The following is an 18,446-nucleotide window of genomic DNA, read 5'->3' on the forward strand; positions in this document are numbered from 1 at the left end:
GACGGCCGCGGTGTTCGTCACCACGGTGCTGGTCGTCGAGGTCCCGCAGCTCTGGCTCGCGCTCCGGCTGGCGGTCGCCGGGCGGGCGGGCGGCCTGGCCGCGGCGCTCGGCGCGGTTCGCGAACTCCCGGGCCTGCTCGCGCTCGAAGTGCTGCGCCTGCTTCTGCTGGTCGTACTCGGTGTACGCGTCCACGATGCGGCCGACCAGGCTGTGGCGCACCACGTCCTCGCTGGTCAGGCGCGAGAAGTGGATGTCGTCGATGCCGTCGAGCACGCGCGTCACGAGACGGAGTCCGCTCGCGCCGGTCGGCAGGTCGACCTGGGTGATGTCGCCGGTGACGACCATCTTGGAGCCGAAGCCGAGGCGGGTGAGGAACATCTTCATCTGCTCGGGCGTCGTGTTCTGCGCCTCGTCGAGCACGACGAACGAGTTGTTGAGCGTGCGCCCGCGCATGTAGGCGAGCGGAGCGACCTCGATCGTGCCGGCCGCGAGCAGCTTCGGGACGATCTCGGGGTCCATCATCTCGTTCAGCGCGTCGTAGAGCGGGCGCAGGTACGGGTCGATCTTGTCGGTGAGCGAGCCGGGCAGGTAGCCCAGCCGCTCCCCCGCCTCGACGGCCGGGCGGGTCAGGATGATCCGCTCGACCTCCTTGCGCTGCAGCGACTGCACGGCCTTCGCCATCGCCAGGTAGGTCTTGCCGGTTCCGGCCGGGCCGATGCCGAAGACGATGGTGTTCTGATCGACCGCGTCGACGTACTCGCGCTGCCCGAGCGTCTTGGGCCTCACGCTCCGTCCGCGCGCCGTGAGGATGGCCTGGCCGAACGCCTCGGCCGGGCTCACCGGCCCGCCGTTCTGCAGGATGCGGGCGGACTCGCGCACGCCCTCCGGGTCGAGATCGTGCCCGCTCGCGGTCATGCGCACCAGTTCTTCCACCAGGCGCGTCGCAGCGGCGACGGGCTCGCGCTCGCCGTCGAGCGTCACCTCGTTGCCGCGCACGTGCACCCGGACATCGGGGAATCGTCCTTCGACCGCTCGGATGAGGCGGTCCTGGGGTCCGAGGAGGCGCACCATCGCGACTCCGTCGACGGCGACGACGCGCCGCGTCGTCTCGGACGCGTCCGCGCCGAGGGCGGGACGCTCGTCGGGGCTCGCGCCCGTGTTCTCAACCGGTGGCAAGGGAGCCTTCCGTCTGGTGGCCGCCCAGGACGTGGGCGTGCACGTGGAACACGGTCTGGCCCACCTCTTCGCCGGAGTTGAAGACGAGGCGGAACTGACCGTTGCTGTGGGCGTCGGCGAGCGACTGGGCGACCTGCACCATCTCGGCGAGCAGGGCGGGATCGGCGGCGGCGAGGGCGGCGACCGTGGCGTGCTCCTGGGTCTTCGGGAAGACGAGGAGGTGGACGGGCGCCTTCGGCTCGATGTCGGTGATCGCGAGGATGCGCTCGTTCTCGAACACCACATCGGCCGGGATCTCGCCCTGGACGATGCGCGTGAAGACGGTGGGTTCGCTCATGCACTCATCTTAAACGGAGCCCGTGCGCGACGGGCGCCGCGTTCGCCCACGGCACCCTGCTCCGGCGCCCCGAGGCGGCTGTGGAGGAGCGTCACCAGCGGCCCAGGCGGGCCGAGAGGACGGCGATGGCAGCGGGACCTGCGGTCGAGGTGCGCAGGACGGAGTCGCCGAGCGCGACGGCCTCGGCGCCCGCCTCCGCGAGCAGCCGCAGCTCCTCCGGAGCGATGCCGCCCTCGGGCCCGACGACGAGCACCAGGTCGCGTCCGTCCGGGACCACCTGGGAGAGCCGCGCCTGCGCCGAGGGCTCGAGGACCAGCACGCGGGACGTCGCGGCGCGCGCGACGAGACCGCGCACCTGCTCGAGCGGCGCGACCTCGGGCACCCGGGGGCGCAGCGACTGCTTGCTCGCCTCGCGCACGATGGCCCGCCAGCGCTCGCGCCCCTTCTCCTCCTTCGGGCCCGACCACCGCGAGATCGACCGCGCGGCCTGCCACGGGACGACCTCGTCCACCCCGAGCTCGGTCGCCGCCTGCACGGCGAGCTCGTCGCGGTCGCCCTTCGCGAGGGCCTGGACGAGGACAAGGCGCGGGGACGGAACCGGGGACTCCTGCACCGACTCCACGACGAGCACCACTCGCGCCGGCTCCGCGCTCTCGACGACCGCGGTCGCGACGAGTCCGCGCCCGTCGCCGACCCGGACGCTCTCGCCCGCGCGGATCCGGCTGACGGTCGCGGCGTGCCGTGCCTCCGCGCCGGTGAGCGCGAGCCGGCCCCCGACGACGAAGCCCTCGGAGTCCAGCGACTCGTCGATGTAGTGGTGCGCCACGGGCTCAGCCCAGGAAGCGGTCGCGGAGCTTCGAGAAGAGGCCCTGCTGGAAGTGGGTCAGCGCGGGCTTCTGCGGCTTGTAGTGCTTCGCGAGCTCCTGGACCAGCTCCCGCTCGCGGTGGCCCAGCTTCGTCGGGGTGACGACCTGGATGCCGATGCGGAGGTCGCCGCGTCCACTGCCGCGCAGGCGCGTGACTCCGCGTCCCTTGATCGTGACGATCTCGGTGCTCTGCGTGCCCGGCTTGATCTCGATCTCGATGTCGCCGTCGAGCGCCTTGAGCGACGCCGTGGAGCCGAGGATCGCGTCGGTCATCTGCACCTCGAGGGTGCAGAGCAGGTCGTCGCCGTTGCGGCTGAAGACGTCGTGGTGCTTGACCTTGATCTCGAGGTACAGGTCGCCGTTGGGGCCGCCGGCCGGGCCGACCTCGCCGCTGCCGGGCATCTGCAGGCGCAGGCCCGTGTCGACTCCCGCGGGGACATCGACGGGGATGGTGCGACGGGCGCGGACGCGTCCCTGGCCCTGGCAGGTGGAGCAGGGGGTCGCGATGACGGTGCCGTAGCCGCGGCAGGTGCCGCAGGGGCTGGCCGTCATCACATTGCCCAGGAGCGAGCGGACCGTGCGCTGGATCTGGCCGGAGCCGTGGCAGATGTCGCAGGTCACCGGCGAGGTGCCGGGCTGGCAGCACGAGCCCTGGCACGTCTCGCAGAGCACCGCCGTGTCGACCTCGAGGTCGCGGTGGGTGCCGAAGATGACCTCGTCGAGCGAGACCTCCACGCGCAGCAGGGCGTCCTGGCCGCGCTCGCGGCGGGAGCGCGGCCCGCGGGACGAGCCCTGCGCGCCCTGCCCGAAGAAGGTCTCGAAGATGTCGCCGAACCCGCCGAAGCCCTGGCCGCCGCCGCCGAAGCCCTCCTGGGGCCCGCGGTCGTACTGAGCCCGCTGCTGGGCGTCGCTCAGGACGTCGTAGGCGTGCGTGACGAGCTTGAAGCGCTCGGAGGCGTCCGCGCTCGGGTTGACGTCGGGGTGCAGCTCGCGGGCGAGTCGGCGGTACGCCTTCTTGATCTCGTCGGCGGAGGCGTCGCGGTCGACGCCCAGCACTTCGTAGTGATCGGCCACAGGTGGCTTCGTCCTTCGTTCGTGGGTCGGTGGGCCGGGCACGGCGCACCGGGGGATCCGGCGGGGGCCGGGAGGTCGGGCCTACTCCTCGCCGAGGAGGCGGGAGAGGTAGCGGGCGACGGCGCGCACCGCGGTGATGTTGCCGGAGTAGTCCATCCGGATCGGGCCGAGCACGCCCAGGCGCGAGACCTGGCCGCCCGCGGTGTTGTAGCCGCTCGTGAGCACCGAGGTCTCCTGCAGCCCGAACGGCGCGTTCTCGCGGCCGATGCGCACCGAGATGCCCCGGGGGTCCGGGGTCATCTCGGCGAAGAGGCGCAGCAGCTCCACCTGCTCCTCGATCGCCTCGAGCACGGGGTAGATGCTGCCCGAGAAGTCCTCCTCGGTGCGGACGAGGTTGGCGGCGCCGGCCATGACCAAGCGGTCCTGCCGGTTGGCGCCGACCTGCTCGAGCAGGGTCTGCACGATCGGCGTCAGCACGTGGCGCCGCTCGGGGCTGAAGCGCTCCGCGACGGAGCCGAGCGTCTCGGCCGCCTGCTGGAGCCCGAGGCCCAGCACGGCCGTGTTGAGCTTCGCGCGGATCTCGCCGAGGAGCGCGTCGTCCACGTCCTCCGGGGTCTCGAGCACGCGCTGGTCGACCCGGCCGGTGTCGGTGATCAGCACCGACAGGAGGCGGCGGGGAGCGAGGGCGACGAGCTCCACGTGGCGCAGCCGCGCGGCTCCGAACGACGGGTACTGCACGAGCGCGACGCTGTTGGTGAGCTGCGAGAGCAGGCGGACGGTCTTGACCAGCACCTCGTCGAGGTCCGGGCTCTGCCCGAGGAACGTCTCGATCGCCTGGCGCTGCGCGGAGGTGAGCGGGCGCAGGTCGGCGAGCTGGTCGACGAAGAGGCGGTAGCCCTTGTCGGTCGGCACGCGTCCGGAGGACGTGTGCGGAGCCGCGATCAGCTCCTCCTCCTCCAGCTGGGCCATCTCGTTGCGGATGGTGGCGGCCGAGACGCCGAACGCGTGGCGCTCGACGATCGACTTGGAGCCCACCGGCTCCCGGTTCGCCACGTAGTCCTGCACGATCACGCGCAGGACCTGGAGACCGCGCTCCGTGACCATACGACCGACCTCCCGCCGGACTCCGAGTGCCCGCGGGCACGACCGTCTGCGGCGCTGACGCCGCGCGGAGCCTGGCACTCCGCAACTCTGAGTGCCAATCATAACCGGGAGGTGGACCGCCCGGCGGGGTTGCGCGGGGATCGGCCGGGGTGCACTCCTGCAGGGCCGCGGGGAGGAGCCCCGTCATCCCCGAGGAGGAGGTCCCGCGCGGCCCGGTGCGGAGGGAGTCGCCGCATGCCACGATGGACGCCGAGCGCACGGGGGACGCCCGTCGCCGCCGCCGGAACGGAGACCATCATGTCGGCCACCCCTCCCCCGCCCCCCGTCTACGGGACCCCGGCTCCGCCGCTGAACCCGGCGGACGAGAAGACCTGGGCGATCGTCACGCACGTGACCGGCATCTTCTTCAGCTTCCTGCCCTCGCTGATCGTCTTCCTGGTCTTCAAGGGGCGCGGACCGTTCCTCGAGGCGCACGCCAAGACGGCCCTCAACTTCCACCTGACGACGCTGATCGCCTACGTCGCCGGGACGATCCTGTCCTTCGTCCTCGTCGGCTTCATCGTGTTCCTGGTCGTGCCGATCCTGGTGATCGTCTTCGCGATCATCGCCTCGGTGCGCGCCAGCGCGGGCGAGTACTACACGTACCCGCTCAGCATCCCGTTCTTCAAGTAGCCGCGGCACCGGGGCGGCGGTGCGCCGGCCGCCCCGGGATCCGGCCTCAGCCGTCGGTGAGGCGGCGCACGACCGCGTCCGCCAGCAGACGGCCGCGCAGGGTCAGCACGATCCGGCCGCCGAGCGCCGCCCGGCCGTCGACGAGGCCGTCGGCGATGAGCCCCGCCACCTCGCTGCGCCGACCGGCGTCGATCGAGTCGATCGGCAGCCCGTCCGCCAGGCGCGAGCGCAGCAGCACGTCCTCCACCCGCCGCGTGCCCGCGTCGAGCGTCTCCCGCCCGGCAGCGGGCGAGGCTCCGGTGCTCAGCCGGTCGGCGTAGGCCGCCGGGTGCTTCACGTTCCACCAGCGCACGCCCCCGACGTGGCTGTGCGCCCCGGGGCCGACGCCCCACCAGTCGTGGCCGAGCCAGTACGAGAGGTTGTGCCGGGAGCGGTGCGCGTCGTCGCGCGCCCAGTTGCTGACCTCGTACCAGGAGTACCCGGCCGCGGCCAGGCGCGCGTCGGCGAGCTCGTACATGTCGGCGGTGAGGTCGTCGTCGGGGGTCGCGACCTCGCCGCGGCGGATCTGCCGGGCGAGCTTCGTGCCGTCCTCCACGATCAGGGCGTAGGCCGAGAGGTGGTCCGGCCGGTTGGCGAGCGCGGAGTCGAGCGACCGCTCCCAGTCCGCGAGGGACTCCCCCGGCGTGCCGTAGATGAGGTCGAGGCTGACCTGCAGGCCGGCCTCCCGCGCCCACTCGACCACGAGCGGGACCCGCTCCGGGTCGTGGGTGCGCTCGAGCGTGGCGAGGACGTGCGGCACGGCCGACTGCATCCCGAAGCTGACGCGGGTGAAGCCCGCCTCGGCCAGCGCGCGGAGGTAGGCGGCGTCGACGGAGTCGGGGTTCGCCTCGGTGGTGATCTCGGCGTCGGGCGCGACCCCGAAGTGGGTGCGGAGACCGTCCAGCATCCGCACCAGGTCGCCGGCGGGCAGCAGCGTGGGCGTCCCGCCGCCGAAGAAGACCGTGCGGGCGGGGCGCCGGGGCAGGCCCGAGCGCTCGAGCACCTCGGCGCCGAGAGCCATCTCGGTGATCGCCTCATCGGCGTAGTCCTGCTGCCTCGCTCCGCGGAGCTCGGTCGCCGTGTAGGTGTTGAAGTCGCAGTACCCGCAGCGGACCCGGCAGAACGGCACGTGCACGTAGAGGCCGAGGTCGCGCTGCTCCACGCCGTCGACGACGGACGCGGGCAGTCCGCCGTCGAGCGGAGCAGGATCGGCGATCGGGAGGGCGCTCCCCACGTCAGCTGACGCGCGCCGGCAGCAGCGCGCGCAGGTACTTGGCGACCTGGCGCTTCTGCACGGCGCGCAGCACCGGCGCGCCCAGGCGGTAGAGGCGGGTGGAGGGACGCGAGAAGACCCGGATGACGAGCCAGACCGAGTCGTCCGCGCGCTTCTCGACGACGAAGGACTCCTCGCCGCTCTCGGGGTGGCCCTCGAGAGTGCCGTAGGCGAAGCCGACCTGGTCGGGCTCGTCGACGACGTAGACGACGCGCACCGGGGCGTCGAAGACGCGGCCGAGCAGGGTCACACGGAGCACGGCGGTCACGCCGGCGGTGATGTAGGGGGTGCCGTCGGGAGCGAAGTGCTCCTCCGTCGGCCGGCTGACGAGGTCGATCGGGGTGCCCGCGGCGTCGAAGTTGACCCCCGTGTACTGCACGCCGCTGCCGCTGGTGATGTCGGTCACCTCGATGCCGCTGCCGCGCTGCACGCCCCAGGTCATCAGGGAGGCGGTGGTGATGGCGAAGCGCTCGTCACCCGAGCCGAGCCGGGCCTCGAAGCGCTCGGCCGTGAAGCCGTCCGGCGGGTACTCGAGCAGGTCGGGGGCCAGAGTGCCGCCGACGGCCGCGTAGGTGACCTGCGGCTGGCCCTCGAAGTTGGAGCGGCGGATGCTCACGTCCCGACCTTCTTCCCGGACTCCTCGAGCGCGGCGCGCGTCGAGTCCGCGTGCCGGGTGGTGCTGTCCATCCGACCCAGCGTATCCGACCGTCGGCGCCCCGAGCCGGGAACGACGGAGGGCCCTCCCCCGCCGGAGCGGGAGGAGGGCCCTCGTCGTGGTGCGGGTCGGGTCAGCTGCAGGGAGTCAGCTTCTGGACGGCCGGCGACAGGGTGCCGGTGCCGCCGAGGAGGACGACGCGCGTCGCTCCGCCGGCCTTGATGTCCTGCAGCACCTTGACCGGCACGCAGGTCGGGGGCACGGCGAAGAGGGGGCTCCCCGTGCGCCCGGCGGCCGCGGCTCCGGCCAGGGCGTCGGGGAAGTTCTCTCCGGTGGCCAGGAACACGGTCTTCGACCCGCGGGGGAAGGCCGCCCGGTTGAGCTGCTCCGAGGTGTCGTAGCGGTCGACCCCGCCGATGCGGGTGACGACCGGTCCGGCCGGCACCGTGAGGGAGTTCTGGATGCCGGCGCTGACCGACAGCTCGGAGCCCGCGATGGTGAGCACCGGAGGCCGGAGCCCCCTCAGGATCCCGACAGTGGTCGGGTCGGCCGCCGGGAGGCCGCCGTTCACGAGGACGACGGGGGCCGAGTTCTTGCCCGCTGCGGCGGTGGCGCTGAGCGCGTCGGGGAACTTCTCGCCGGTCGCGAGCCAGGCCCCCTTGGGCGAGCCGCCTCCGAAGGCGCTCTCGATGATCTTCCGCGACGTGTCGTAGCGGTCGGTGCCTCCGAGGCGGAAGACCCTCCCGTTCGCGTACTGGCCGAGGTCGGTGGCGAGGGCGTCGCTGACGCTGAGGTCGGAGCCGACGACGACGATCCGCTGGGGCTTGAGACGGGTGAGCTCGTCGCGGACGACCTGGCTCACCGAGTCGCGGTCGACCAGGAGGAGCGGGCCGCCCTGCTTCGCGGCGGCGGGACCGGCGCTGAGCGCGTCGGGGAAGTTCGCGCCGGTGGCGATGTAGACGACGGGGACGCCGGGGGTGTCGAAGGTCGCCTTCGAGATCTCGACGGCGGTGCCCTGGCGGTCGGTGCCCGCGAGGCGGACGACCTCCGGGCCGGTGCCCGGCGTCGGCGTCGGGGTGGTGGTCGACGGGACGACGCGCAGCGGCGCGCGCACGATGACGCCGGTGCCGGAAGGCTGCTCCCCGCCGCGGCTGAGTCCCTTCACCTCGACCGACGGGGCGCCGAGCGGCGTCGTGTCGCTGAAGTTGAGGTAGCGGTCGAAGAACTCCTGGGTCGGCCGGATCGCGACGCCCCGTCCGCCCTCGACGACCGTGGGGGCGGCCTTCAGGCGGCCGCCGTCCTCCGTTCCGACCGTGGCGCTGAGGCCCGCGAGGTCGAAGAAGCCGGGGACACCGGAGTCGAGGACGATGACGTCGCCCGCGCCGGCCTCGGTGACGGTGCCGCCGCCGGCCCAGAATTCGCCGCCGGCGCGCTCGGAGGAGGTGGACGTCGACAGGTCGAGGTCGGCCTCCGCGGACCCGCTCGCAGCAGTCACCTGGAGGTCGGCGGAGAGGGCGAGGACGAAGCCGGTCCGGTCGACGCCGGCCGGAGCGTACGCGTCGTCCGCCTCGTCCTCGGCGCCGTTCAGGAGGAGCGAGAGCGAGGTGCCGTCGAAGGAGCCGGCGGCGCGTCCGATCGGGATCTGGATCGAGTTGGTGGCGGTGTCGACGACGGATTCGCCGCTCTCGAGGTCCGTCGCGGTGCTGCCCAGCTGCCACGTCACGACCCGGTAGCCGGGGTGCGACCACTCGGCGAAGGTGTCGGGAGCGCTTGAGTCGGGCAGCTCGACGGTCAGCGTGGTCGCGTCTGCGGCCACCGGAAGCGGCACGTCGGTGCCGAACCGGGCGCTGTCCGACCAGAAGTAGGGCGCGGGCGCGACCGGGATCACTTTGTTCGCTGCCGAGGCCGGTCCCGCCGCCACCAGCGATCCCGCTGCGACGGCCGCGATGCTCGCGAGCGCCGCCCCCGTCCTGATCCAGCGCTTCCTCGTGCTCGTAGGCACCACGGACTACCACCCTTCGTCATGGTGGAGGACCGGTCGTCGACGCTGCAGCCCCCCGTGCGGATCGGTCTCGATCCACGGCCGCGTCCTGGCGTCCGAAAGCTATCGGTCCGCTGTGAGGCGCCGCAATCCCCGCGGACACGATGTCCCGGACGGGGGGTGCGTCACCCGTCCGGGAGGGGGGACGGGCGCCGGCGACGGGGCTCGCGCTACTTCTTGTCCTTGGTCTCGACGTCGCCCGAGAGCGCGGCGATGAACGCCTCCTGGGGGACCTCGACGCGGCCGACCATCTTCATCCGCTTCTTGCCCTCCTTCTGCTTCTCGAGGAGCTTGCGCTTGCGGGTGATGTCGCCGCCGTAGCACTTGGCCAGGACGTCCTTGCGCATCGCGCTGATCGACTCGCGGGCGATGATCCGGGCGCCGATGGCGGCCTGGATCGGCACCTCGAACTGCTGACGCGGGATCAGCTTGCGCAGGCGCCCCGTCATCAGCACGCCGTAGGCGTAGGCCTTCTCCCGGTGTACGATCGCGCTGAACGCGTCGACCTGCTCGCCCTGCAGCAGGATGTCGACCTTCACGAGGTCGGCCTCCTGGGAGCCGGCGGGCTCGTAGTCGAGCGAGGCGTAGCCGGCGGTCTTGGACTTGAGGTTGTCGAAGAAGTCGAAGACGATCTCGCCGAGGGGCATGTGGTAACGGATCTCGACCCGGTCCTCGCCCAGGTACTCCATGCCGATCAGGGTCCCGCGGCGGCTCTGGCAGAGCTCCATGATCGTGCCGACGTAGTCCTTCGGCGCGAGGATCGCGGCCTTGACGATCGGCTCCGTGACGGCGGCGATCTTGCCGACGGGGAACTCGCTCGGGTTCGTGACGGTGACGGTCTTCTTGTCCTCCGTCGAGACCTCGTAGATGACCGAGGGCGCCGTGGTGATGAGGTCGAGACCGAACTCGCGCTGCAGGCGCTCGGTGATGATCTCGAGGTGCAGGAGGCCGAGGAACCCGCAGCGGAAGCCGAAGCCGAGCGCCACCGACGTCTCGGGCTCGTAGACGAGCGCCGCGTCCGAGAGCTTGAGCTTGTCGAGGGCCTCGCGCAGGTCCGGGTAGTCGCTGCCGTCGATCGGGTACAGGCCCGAGAAGACCATCGGGAGCGGCTCGGTGTAGCCGGGCAGCGCCTGCGTCGCGGGCTTCGACGCCGTGGTGACGGTGTCGCCGACCTTCGACTGGCGCACGTCCTTCACACCGGTGATCAGGTAGCCCACCTCGCCGACCGCGAGACCCTGCGTCGCGACGGGCTCGGGGCTCGACACGCCGATCTCGAGGATCTCGTGCGTGGCGCGGGTCGACATCATCTGGATCTTCTCGCGCGGCGAGAGCTTGCCGTCGATCATCCGGACGTAGGTGACCACCCCGCGGTAGGCGTCGTACACGGAGTCGAAGATCATGGCGCGCGCAGGGGCGGAGGGGTCGCCGACGGGCGGCGGGATGAGCTCGGTGACGCGGTCGAGCAGCGCCTCGACGCCCATGCCGGTCTTGCCGGAGACGCGGAGGACGTCGTCCGGGTCGCCGCCGATGAGGCTCGCGAGCTCCTTCGCGTACTTCTCGGGGTCCGCGGCCGGCAGGTCGATCTTGTTCAGGACCGGGATGATCGTGAGGTCGTTCTCGAGCGCGAGGTAGAGGTTCGCGAGCGTCTGGGCCTCGATGCCCTGCGCCGCGTCGACCAGGAGGATCGCGCCCTCGCAGGCCGCCAGCGAGCGGCTGACCTCGTAGGAGAAGTCGACGTGCCCCGGAGTGTCGATCATGTTCAGGGCGAACGTGCGCCCGTCGCGCTCCCACGGCATCCGCACGGCCTGCGACTTGATCGTGATGCCGCGCTCGCGCTCGATGTCCATGCGGTCGAGGTACTGCGCGCGCATCGCCCGGTCCTCGACGACACCCGTGATGCCGAGCATCCGGTCGGCGAGGGTGGACTTGCCGTGGTCGATGTGGGCGATGATGCAGAAGTTGCGGATGGACGCCGGATCGGTCGCGGCGGGCTCGAGCCCGGAGTGTGCACGTGGAGACATCGTGGGACCAGTGTCCCATGCCCGGCGGCGGAGGCCGGGACCGGCGGCTACAGATCGAGTCCGTAGGTGCGGGTGGGCTCGACGCCGGGCGGGTTCTCCCGCTCGCCGAGGCGGACGAAGCCCATGCTCTCGTAGAGGGCGTGCGCGGTGGTCATCAGCGTGCCGCTGTTCATCACGACCCGCTGGAGGCCCCGCTCGGCGGCGAGCATCACGACGAACTCCGTGAGCAGCCGCCCGAGACCCCGCCCACGTGCCTCCGGGGCGACGGCGAGCAGCCGCCAGTCCAGCTCGCCGGGGCGCCCGAGCTCGTAGAGGTTCGCGCCCGGGCGCGCAGTGGTGACCGTCGCGAGGATCCGCCCGTCGCCCTCGACGGCGACCCAGACCTCGCCCTCGACGTCGTGCCGGGCGACCGCGGCGACGTCGGCGGCGTACTCCTCCCCCAGCTCGTAGTCGTGGGCGTAGGCGGCGAGCCGCAGGCGCGAGACCTCGTCGTACTCCTGGGCCCGGACGCGCCGGACCAGCACCTCGGCGGCGCTCATCCGCGCACCTGGGCCGGGAGGGCGCGCAGCCCGTGCTCCAGCGCCGCGGGGTCAGCGGCGAGGCAGACGCGGATCCAGCCCTCGCCGGTGCGGCCGAAGGCGCTGCCGGGAGCGACGGCGACGAGGGTCTCGAGGAGGAACGACTCGACCCAGGAGGCGACGTCCCCGCCGGTCGCGTGCGCCATGTCGATCCACAGGTAGAACGCGCCCTCGGGCTCGCGGTAGGCGATGCCCCGCTCGTCGAGCACGCCCGTCGCGAGCCGCAGGTTGGCGAGGTAGTGGTCGGAGGCGGCGGCCACCGCGTCCTGCGGTCCGGTCAGAGCGGCGAGGGCGGCGCGCTGGTCCGGAGTGGCGACGCAGCTGATCGCCGCCTCCTGCACCGTGACCATGATCGACGTGAAGCCGGGAGGCGTCACGAGGTAGCCGACGCGGACGCCGGTCATCGCGTAGGTCTTCGAGAAGGAGAAGACGCTGAGGACGCGGTCGGCGTCGTCCCCGCGCTCCTGCGCGATCGCCGCGAGGCTCACGTGCGGGCGCCCGTAGGTGAAGTACTCGTAGACCTCGTCGCTGAGCACCCACAGGTCGTGGCGCCGGGCGATGTCGAGCAGGCGCTCGAGGACCTCCCTCGGGAACACCACGCCGAGCGGGTTGGACGGGCTGTTGACGATCAGGACGCGGGTCCGGTCGGTGATCAGGCGCTCGACCTCCTCGGGATCGGGGAGGAAGGCGTTCTCAGCGCGCAGCGCGTACGGCACGGGGACGGCGCCGATGGTCCGCGCGTTGGTCGTGAAGACGGTGTAGCCCGGGTCGGGGATGAGCACCTCGTCGCCGGGCCCGAGCAGGAGCGTCATCGCCTGGTGCAGCGCCTGCGTGGCGCCGACGGTCACCCAGACCTGCTCGACGTCCGCCTCGATGCCGTTGTCCCGCGCCAGCTTCTCGACGATGGCGCGCCGGAGCTCGGGGACTCCGCCGTTGGGCCCGTAGCGGGTGTCGTCGGCCGCCCACGCCGCTCGGGCCGCCTCGATGATGTGCGGCGCGGTCGGCACGTCGGGCTCGCCCACCGCGAGGAGGGTGACTCCGTCGAGCCGCAGCGCGATCTCGAACAGGTGGCGGATGCCCGAGGGCGGCACCGCGGAGAGGTGATCGGCGAGACGGGGCACCGGCGTCACGTTACCGGCGGGCCCGGACCGCGAGACGCCACGGCGGTCCGCCTCCCCCGGCGTGTCGCCCCGGCGGCCCCGACCCGGACGGCGCCGCACCCGCGGGCGCGGCGCGGTTGAAGGGTGACGACGGGTGCGCTAAAGTTCCTTGTTGGCTTGCGCTCCCCCTCCGGACACCCGGCAGGCGTGGAGTGATCAGAAGCCGGCGACCTCCAGTCGCACCGCAGGGCGTTCAGACGCCCGCGGAAGGGGCACTCCGTCGAGTAGCCGGCTGCACACACGCACATCCGAGAAGAAGGTAATCCACGTGGCAAACATCAAGTCGCAGATCAAGCGCAACCTCACCAACAAGAAGGCGAACGAGCGCAACAAGGCCGTCAAGAGCGAGCTGAAGACCGCCATCCGCTCGGTCCACACCGCCATCGCCGCCGGCGACACCGAGAAGGCCGGCACCGCCCTCGCCTTCGCCGCCAAGAAGCTCGACAAGGCCGCCAGCAAGGGCGTCATCCACAAGAACCAGGCCGCGAACCGCAAGTCGGCCATCGCGAAGCAGGTCGCCGCGCTGTAGTACTGCGCGAAGCTGCAACGACGAAGGGTCCGGCCATTGGCCGGGCCCTTCGTCGTTGCAGCTTCGCGGTCGACGGGCTCCTCGTTCCTCGTCGCCCGTCGCGCGGTCGGCTTCCGCGCTTGGTTGCGGTGGGAGGAGCGGGTTTCGTTCCGGATACGACGATCCGCTGACACGCGGATCGCCGGTGACCCTGCGAGGGCATCGTCCGGCTCTCGATCGGCTGCGGCCCGGTCCGCTACCGCGGAGGGTCGCGGGGGGAGGAGCGGAGAGCGTTTCGGGGTACGACGATCCGCTGACACGCGGATCGCCGGTGAGCTGTGCCGTCTTCGACGGGCTCCTCGTTCCTCGTCGGCCGTCGCGTGGTCGGCTATCAGGGGTAGTCGCGGTGGGAGGAGCGTCCTGCGTTCCGGGTACGACGATCCGCTGACACGCGGATCGGCGGTGACCCGCACCGATCTCGACGGGCTCCTCGTGCCTCGTCGCCCGTAGCGCAGTCGGCTTCCGCGCATGGTCGCAGTGGGAGGAGCGGGTTCCGTTCCGGGTACGACGATCCGCTGACACGCGGGTCGCCGGTGACCCTGCGAGGTCGTTGTCCGACTCTGCGTCGGCCGCGGTGCGACCCTGCGAGGGGAGGTGAACCCTTCGCTGCTGGTCGAGTAGCCGCGGAGCGGCGGATCGAGACCCGCCGGAGACGAGGTCGAAGCGGATCGCGGGAGCAGGGCCTTTCGGGCGGATCAGAGGCCCCGGGCGGAGACGACGGAGACCATGCGCTCGAGGGCGTACACGGGGTCGCGGGTGGCGCCCTTCACGTTCGCGTCGGCGTCGGCGACCGTCAGGATCGCGGTGCCGAGGCCCTCGCCGGTCCAGCCCTGCAGGTCGCGCCGGGCCCGGTCCACCTGCCACGGAGCGAGGCCCAGACGCGAGGCGACCTGGCCCGAGCCCTCGCGCGAGCCGGCGACCTTCGCCATGGTCCGCAGCTTGCTCGCGAACGCGGCGACGATCGGTACCGGGTCGGCACCGGAGGCGAGGGCGTGGCGGAGCCCGAGCAGCGCCTCGCCGTGACGGCCCGCGATCGCCGAGTCGGCGACGGTGAAGGCCGTGGTCTCGACGCGGCCGCCGTAGTACTTCGCGACGGTCGCCTCGGTGATCTCGCCGGTGACGTCGGACAGCAGCTGCTGGCACGCCGACGCGAGCTCGTCGAGGTCGTCGGAGAAGGCAGACACCAGGGCTCGGACGGCACCGGTGGTCGCCGTGCGGCCGGCGGTGCGGAACTCGGCGATCGCGAAGTCGACCTTGTCGCTCTCGCGCTTGAGCTCGGCGCAGACGATCTCGATGCCGCCGCCCGTACCCGAGCGGATGGCGTCGAGGAGCTTCTTGCCCCGGTTGCCGCCGCCGTGGCGGAGCACCAGGGTCGCCCCGTCCGCGGGCGCCGAGAGGTAGTCGAGGGTCTCGAGGAGGAACGCGTCCGTGCACTTCTCGACGTTCGAGACGCGGATGAGGCGGGGCTCGTCGAAGAGGGACGGGCTCGCGAGCGTCAGCAGCTCCCCCGGCGCGTAGCCGCCGGCGTCGATGTCGCTGACCTCGAGGCTCGGATCCTCGGCCCGGAGGAACTCACGGAGGAAGCGCAGCGCGCGGTCGGCGAGGAACTGCTCCGGGCCGGTGATCAGCACGATCGGCGCCGGCCGGGTCTGGTTCCAGGCGAGCTGCGGGATCGCCGCCTTCGAGGGCGCTGCCTTCGCGCGCGCCGGGGCCCTGCCTGCCATGCCGTGTCCTTCCGTGCCGCGCCCGTCCGAGCGCCCTCCACCCTACGGCCCGCTCACGGCGCCCCGAGGCCGCCGCGGGAGCCGTCGCGCCGCTCACCCAGACCGCGATCCCGTCGCTGCGGGACGCGAGCACGACCGTACCCTCGACATCCGACCTCAGCGCCTCGACCCCGCGCTCGGCCAGCAGAGCGAGGAGCGACGGATTCGGATGTCCGTAGTCGTTCTCCGCCCCGACGGAGATCAGCCCGACGCTCGCGCCGAGCGCGTCGTAGAGGGCGGGCGACTGGTCGGCGGAGCCGTGATGCGCGACCTTGACGACGTCGACCCGGCCGACCGGCAGCCGGGAGACGCGTCCCTGCTCCTGCTCGCCGAGGTCGCCCAGGAGCGCGACGGAGAGCGGGCCGCCGCGGGCGTCCGGGCCGATGTCGACCCGGAGGGTCACGCTCGCCTCGTTCCCTCGCAGCGCGCTCCGCCGCTCCGGCCACTCGACCCGCCAGCGCAGCGAGCCGAGCGCGCCGCTGTCGCCGCGGACCGCCTCCTGCACGGCGACCCCCGCGCCGGTGAGCGCCGCCCGGTCGCGCTCGTCGTCGCGGCCCGCGGCGGGCCCGACGAGCGCGGCGTCGGTCCGTCCGAGGACGGCCTGGAGCCCGCCGACGTGGTCGAGGTCGTAGTGCGTCAGCACCAGCAGCGGGATGCGGTCCACTCCCATCAGGCGGAGGCAGGCCTCGAGCGGTGCGGGCTCGGGCCCCGTGTCGACGAGCAGCACGCCCGCGTCTCCGCGGAGGAGGACTGCGTCGCCCTGCCCGACGTCGCACATCGCGACACGCCAGTCCTCGGGAACCGAGGCGGCGCGGAGGAGCGGCGTGGCGACGGTGGTGCCGCCGGCGGCCGCGATCGCGCACGCCAGCCCGACGGCGGCGATCCGGCGCACCCGCGCGAGCCGCGGCGACTGCGTGACCAGCACGAGACCGAGCAGGGTCAGCACGGTGAGCGCGAGCGCTCCTCCCACGCCGGGCCACCAGGCGATCCTCGGAGCGGGCCACGAGTCGACGGCGCGGGCGATCGAGGCGATCCACCAGGCGGGAACGGCGGCGAGACGGATCGCCGCGTCGGCGGCTCCGGGCCACCAGGGAGCGAGCAGGCAGCCGATGAGCCCGAGCCCGGTCGCGGCGGGTGCCGCGGGCTCGGCGAGCAGGTTGGCGAGCACTCCGTACACCGGCACCGACGGGTCCACGAGCAGCAGCACGGGCTGGCAGGCGAGCTGCGCCGCGGTCGGCACCGCGAGCAGCAGGGCGAGAGGCCGGGGCAGCACTCGACCGAGAGCGCCCGCGATCGGCTCGGCGAGCAGCAGGAGTCCGGCGGTGGCGAGGACGGACAGCACGAAGCCGAGCCTCCCCGCGATCGAGGGGTCGGCGGCCACGAGCACGACGACGGTCGCGAGCAGGGCGGGCACGGCCGCTCCGGAGCGACGCCCGAGCCGCGCGAGGAGGACCACCGTCGCCATCACCGCGGCCCGCACCAGGCTCGGCTCGGGGGTCACCAGCACGACGAAGCCGGCGAGCAGGGCGAGGGCGGCGACGGTCCGGAGGCGGCGTCCGGCGCCGAGGAGCGCCGCGATCGTCCAGCCGGCGACCACCACCACGGCGCAGTTGGCGCCCGAGACGGCGGTCAGGTGGGTGAGCGACGCGGTGCGCATCGCCTCCTCGAGCCCCGCGTCGAGCGCGGACGTGTCGCCGGTCGCGAGGCCCGGCAGCAGCCCCGCCACGTCGCCGCCGACCAGCGCCGCGCGCTCGAGGAAACGCGAGCGCAGCACCTCCGCGACGGCCGCCGCTCCCCCGGGACCGCGCCGGTCCTGAACGGACGCCGCCCTCAGCATCGTCGCCTCGCCGACGGGCCCCTCCTGCGCCGCAGCGCGCGCCTCCAGGTCGAGCTCGGCGCCCACCGGCAGCCGACCGCCGGGATCGGCGAGCAGCACGCGGACGGGGGCCGCGGTCGACGCGTCTCCCACCCGCAGCGCCGTCGCGTCGAACCACACTCCCCCGGTCGCGAGCGGTCGGGCACCCGTGTCGACGCGCACGGTGACCGGGGTGAGGGCGCGATCCTCCTGTGCCTCCCGCAGCGACGCCGGGTGGTCACCGGGCGCCGCGGCGACGACGGAGGTGAGGGCGAGGGCGGCACCCGCGCCCCCGACGAGCACCGCTCCGACCAGCCGCCCGCCGAGGCCGCGCCGGAGCAGGACGCACGCCGCCCCGAGCAGCACCCAGCCCGCGGCGCACCACGAGAGGCCCCCGTCGAGCACTGCCGCGACCGGCAGCATCCCGGCCGCCCACGCGGTGGTCCAGGCGGCCACCGCTGCCGGCAGGAGCCGCAGGTCCGCCGCCCGCACGCTCCTCACGGCGCGACCTGGTCGCGGAACGCGGCGAGCGTCTTCTCGCCGATCCCGGGGACCTCGAGCAGCTGGTCGACGGAGGAGAACGGGCCGTTCGCCTCCCGGTGGGCGACGATCTTCTTCGCGGTCGCCGGGCCGATCTCGGGCAGCTCCTCCAGCTGGGCCGCCGTCGCCGTGCTCAGGCTCAGCACGGATCCGGCGGCGGAGGCTCCTCCTGGAGCGGCCCCGCCCGGAGCCGCTCCCGCCGCGGCCGGCGCCGCTCCCACGGCCGGCACGACGATCTGCTCGCCGTCCACGAGCCTCCGGGCCAGGTTGACCGCCGCGCGCTCCGCCGACTCCTGGAACCCTCCGGCGGCGGCGACCGCGTCCGCCACCCGCGCCTCCTGCGACAGGACGTACAGCCCCGGAGAGGCGACCTCGCCGGCCACGTGAACGTACAGCGACTCGACCGCCGCAGCAGCGGGCGCGCTCGTCGACACGGCGGGCTCCAGGACCCGCTCATGACCGCTCGACCGCGCTCCCGCGAGCAGCACCGCGACCACCGCGGCGCCGATGACGAGCACGACCGCCGCTCCCACTCCCACACGCCAGCGCGGGCGGGCGCGGCGGGGCCGCAGCAGCGCCGTCAGCTGCTCGTCGTCCGTCCCGCTGGTCTCTGGCATCCGCCGACGGTAGGACCCGCGTCACCGCCCGGCGCGGCCGCCGACACCGATCCGGGGACAGCCCGCCGGATCGCCTCCCTGTGGAGGAGAGAGCAGCACCGGCGCA

The 18,446-nt window shown here is 73.1% G+C and carries 16 protein-coding genes; 2 read left to right on the plus strand and 14 right to left on the minus strand.

Annotated elements, in window-relative coordinates; genetic code table 11:
* The 5 genes from C5C49_RS12875 to hrcA form a co-directional block, all read right to left on the minus strand.
* A partial coding sequence (locus C5C49_RS12875; protein ID WP_258068473.1) for a PhoH family protein occupies nucleotides 1-1,072 on the minus strand: 1,072 nt, incomplete at its 3' end.
* A gap of 91 nt (nucleotides 1,073-1,163) precedes the next feature.
* Complete coding sequence (locus tag C5C49_RS17385; RefSeq protein WP_258068467.1) at nucleotides 1,164-1,514, minus strand: HIT domain-containing protein; 351 nt, start codon at nucleotides 1,512-1,514, stop codon at nucleotides 1,164-1,166.
* A gap of 91 nt (nucleotides 1,515-1,605) precedes the next feature.
* Nucleotides 1,606-2,340, minus strand: coding sequence for a 16S rRNA (uracil(1498)-N(3))-methyltransferase (locus tag C5C49_RS12880; RefSeq protein ID WP_104239705.1), 735 nt, complete (start codon nucleotides 2,338-2,340; stop codon nucleotides 1,606-1,608).
* Nucleotides 2,341-2,344: 4 nt separating this feature from the next.
* Nucleotides 2,345-3,454, minus strand: coding sequence for a molecular chaperone DnaJ (gene dnaJ, locus C5C49_RS12885; protein ID WP_104225203.1), 1,110 nt, complete (start codon nucleotides 3,452-3,454; stop codon nucleotides 2,345-2,347).
* A gap of 81 nt (nucleotides 3,455-3,535) precedes the next feature.
* The gene (gene hrcA / locus C5C49_RS12890) at nucleotides 3,536-4,558 is read right to left on the minus strand and encodes a heat-inducible transcriptional repressor HrcA (protein WP_104223131.1); all 1,023 of its coding nucleotides are present in this window, start codon (nucleotides 4,556-4,558) and stop codon (nucleotides 3,536-3,538) included.
* A 234-nt stretch (nucleotides 4,559-4,792) separates the two neighbouring features.
* Here hrcA and C5C49_RS12895 point away from each other — a divergent pair, with 234 nt between their 5' ends.
* Nucleotides 4,793-5,230, plus strand: coding sequence for a DUF4870 domain-containing protein (locus tag C5C49_RS12895; RefSeq protein ID WP_244229439.1), 438 nt, complete (start codon nucleotides 4,793-4,795; stop codon nucleotides 5,228-5,230).
* Between the two features lie 46 nt (nucleotides 5,231-5,276).
* Here the strand turns inward: C5C49_RS12895 and hemW are convergent, their stop codons facing one another.
* The 6 genes from hemW to C5C49_RS12925 form a co-directional block, all read right to left on the minus strand.
* A complete protein-coding gene (gene hemW / locus C5C49_RS12900) occupies nucleotides 5,277-6,503 on the minus strand; it encodes a radical SAM family heme chaperone HemW (RefSeq protein WP_104346315.1) in 1,227 nt (408 codons plus the stop codon).
* Nucleotide 6,504: 1 nt separating this feature from the next.
* Nucleotides 6,505-7,158 carry a DUF1990 family protein gene (locus tag C5C49_RS12905; protein WP_244229440.1) on the minus strand — a complete coding sequence of 218 codons (654 nt, stop codon included), beginning with the start codon at nucleotides 7,156-7,158 and terminating at the stop codon, nucleotides 6,505-6,507.
* A gap of 172 nt (nucleotides 7,159-7,330) precedes the next feature.
* On the minus strand, nucleotides 7,331-9,199 hold the full coding sequence (locus C5C49_RS12910; RefSeq protein WP_181135779.1) for a cell wall-binding repeat-containing protein: 1,869 nt from the start codon (nucleotides 9,197-9,199) through the stop codon (nucleotides 7,331-7,333).
* A gap of 209 nt (nucleotides 9,200-9,408) precedes the next feature.
* Nucleotides 9,409-11,259, minus strand: coding sequence for a translation elongation factor 4 (lepA, locus tag C5C49_RS12915; RefSeq protein WP_104223127.1), 1,851 nt, complete (start codon nucleotides 11,257-11,259; stop codon nucleotides 9,409-9,411).
* Nucleotides 11,260-11,306: 47 nt separating this feature from the next.
* Complete coding sequence (locus tag C5C49_RS12920) at nucleotides 11,307-11,798, minus strand: GNAT family N-acetyltransferase (protein ID WP_104223126.1); 492 nt, start codon at nucleotides 11,796-11,798, stop codon at nucleotides 11,307-11,309.
* Nucleotides 11,795-12,958: a pyridoxal phosphate-dependent aminotransferase gene (locus C5C49_RS12925; RefSeq protein WP_104346317.1), complete on the minus strand. Its 1,164-nt coding sequence runs from the start codon at nucleotides 12,956-12,958 to the stop codon at nucleotides 11,795-11,797. The genes C5C49_RS12920 and C5C49_RS12925 overlap by 4 nt, the downstream gene beginning before the upstream one ends.
* Nucleotides 12,959-13,265: 307 nt before the next feature.
* On the opposite strand from C5C49_RS12925, the gene rpsT reads away from it, so the two are divergent.
* Complete coding sequence (gene rpsT / locus C5C49_RS12930; RefSeq protein WP_097165711.1) at nucleotides 13,266-13,526, plus strand: 30S ribosomal protein S20; 261 nt, start codon at nucleotides 13,266-13,268, stop codon at nucleotides 13,524-13,526.
* 734 nt (nucleotides 13,527-14,260) lie between these two features.
* Here the strand turns inward: rpsT and holA are convergent.
* Genes holA through C5C49_RS12945 form a run of 3 tightly spaced genes read right to left on the minus strand, consistent with a single transcriptional unit; the run spans nucleotide 14,261 to nucleotide 18,340 of the window.
* The gene (gene holA / locus C5C49_RS17390; RefSeq protein ID WP_258059737.1) at nucleotides 14,261-15,238 is read right to left on the minus strand and encodes a DNA polymerase III subunit delta; all 978 of its coding nucleotides are present in this window, start codon (nucleotides 15,236-15,238) and stop codon (nucleotides 14,261-14,263) included.
* Entirely contained in the window at nucleotides 15,138-17,684 is a 2,547-nt protein-coding gene (locus C5C49_RS12940) for a ComEC/Rec2 family competence protein (RefSeq protein WP_181135780.1), read from the minus strand. The genes holA and C5C49_RS12940 overlap by 101 nt, the downstream gene beginning before the upstream one ends.
* Nucleotides 17,681-18,340: a ComEA family DNA-binding protein gene (locus C5C49_RS12945; RefSeq protein ID WP_104339818.1), complete on the minus strand. Its 660-nt coding sequence runs from the start codon at nucleotides 18,338-18,340 to the stop codon at nucleotides 17,681-17,683. Before C5C49_RS12945 ends, C5C49_RS12940 begins: the two co-directional genes overlap by 4 nt.
* Between the last annotated feature and the right edge of the window lie 106 nt (nucleotides 18,341-18,446).

The organism is Rathayibacter sp. AY1E2, from assembly GCF_002932325.1.
In the GTDB taxonomy this organism is placed as follows: Bacteria; Actinomycetota; Actinomycetes; order Actinomycetales; family Microbacteriaceae; genus Rathayibacter.

What these genes read in the sequence shown, in the direction of transcription:
- hrcA (WP_104223131.1), bottom strand. Translation starts at nt 4,558, where the DNA reads ATGGTCACGGAGCGCGGTCTCCAGGTCCTGCGCGTGATCGTGCAGGAC.
- C5C49_RS12920 (WP_104223126.1), bottom strand. Translation starts at nt 11,798, where the DNA reads ATGAGCGCCGCCGAGGTGCTGGTCCGGCGCGTCCGGGCCCAGGAGTAC.
- lepA (WP_104223127.1), bottom strand. Translation starts at nt 11,259, where the DNA reads ATGTCTCCACGTGCACACTCCGGGCTCGAGCCCGCCGCGACCGATCCG.
- C5C49_RS12895 (WP_244229439.1), top strand. Translation starts at nt 4,793, where the DNA reads ATGCCACGATGGACGCCGAGCGCACGGGGGACGCCCGTCGCCGCCGCC.
- C5C49_RS12945 (WP_104339818.1), bottom strand. Translation starts at nt 18,340, where the DNA reads ATGCCAGAGACCAGCGGGACGGACGACGAGCAGCTGACGGCGCTGCTG.
- C5C49_RS17385 (WP_258068467.1), bottom strand. Translation starts at nt 1,514, where the DNA reads ATGAGCGAACCCACCGTCTTCACGCGCATCGTCCAGGGCGAGATCCCG.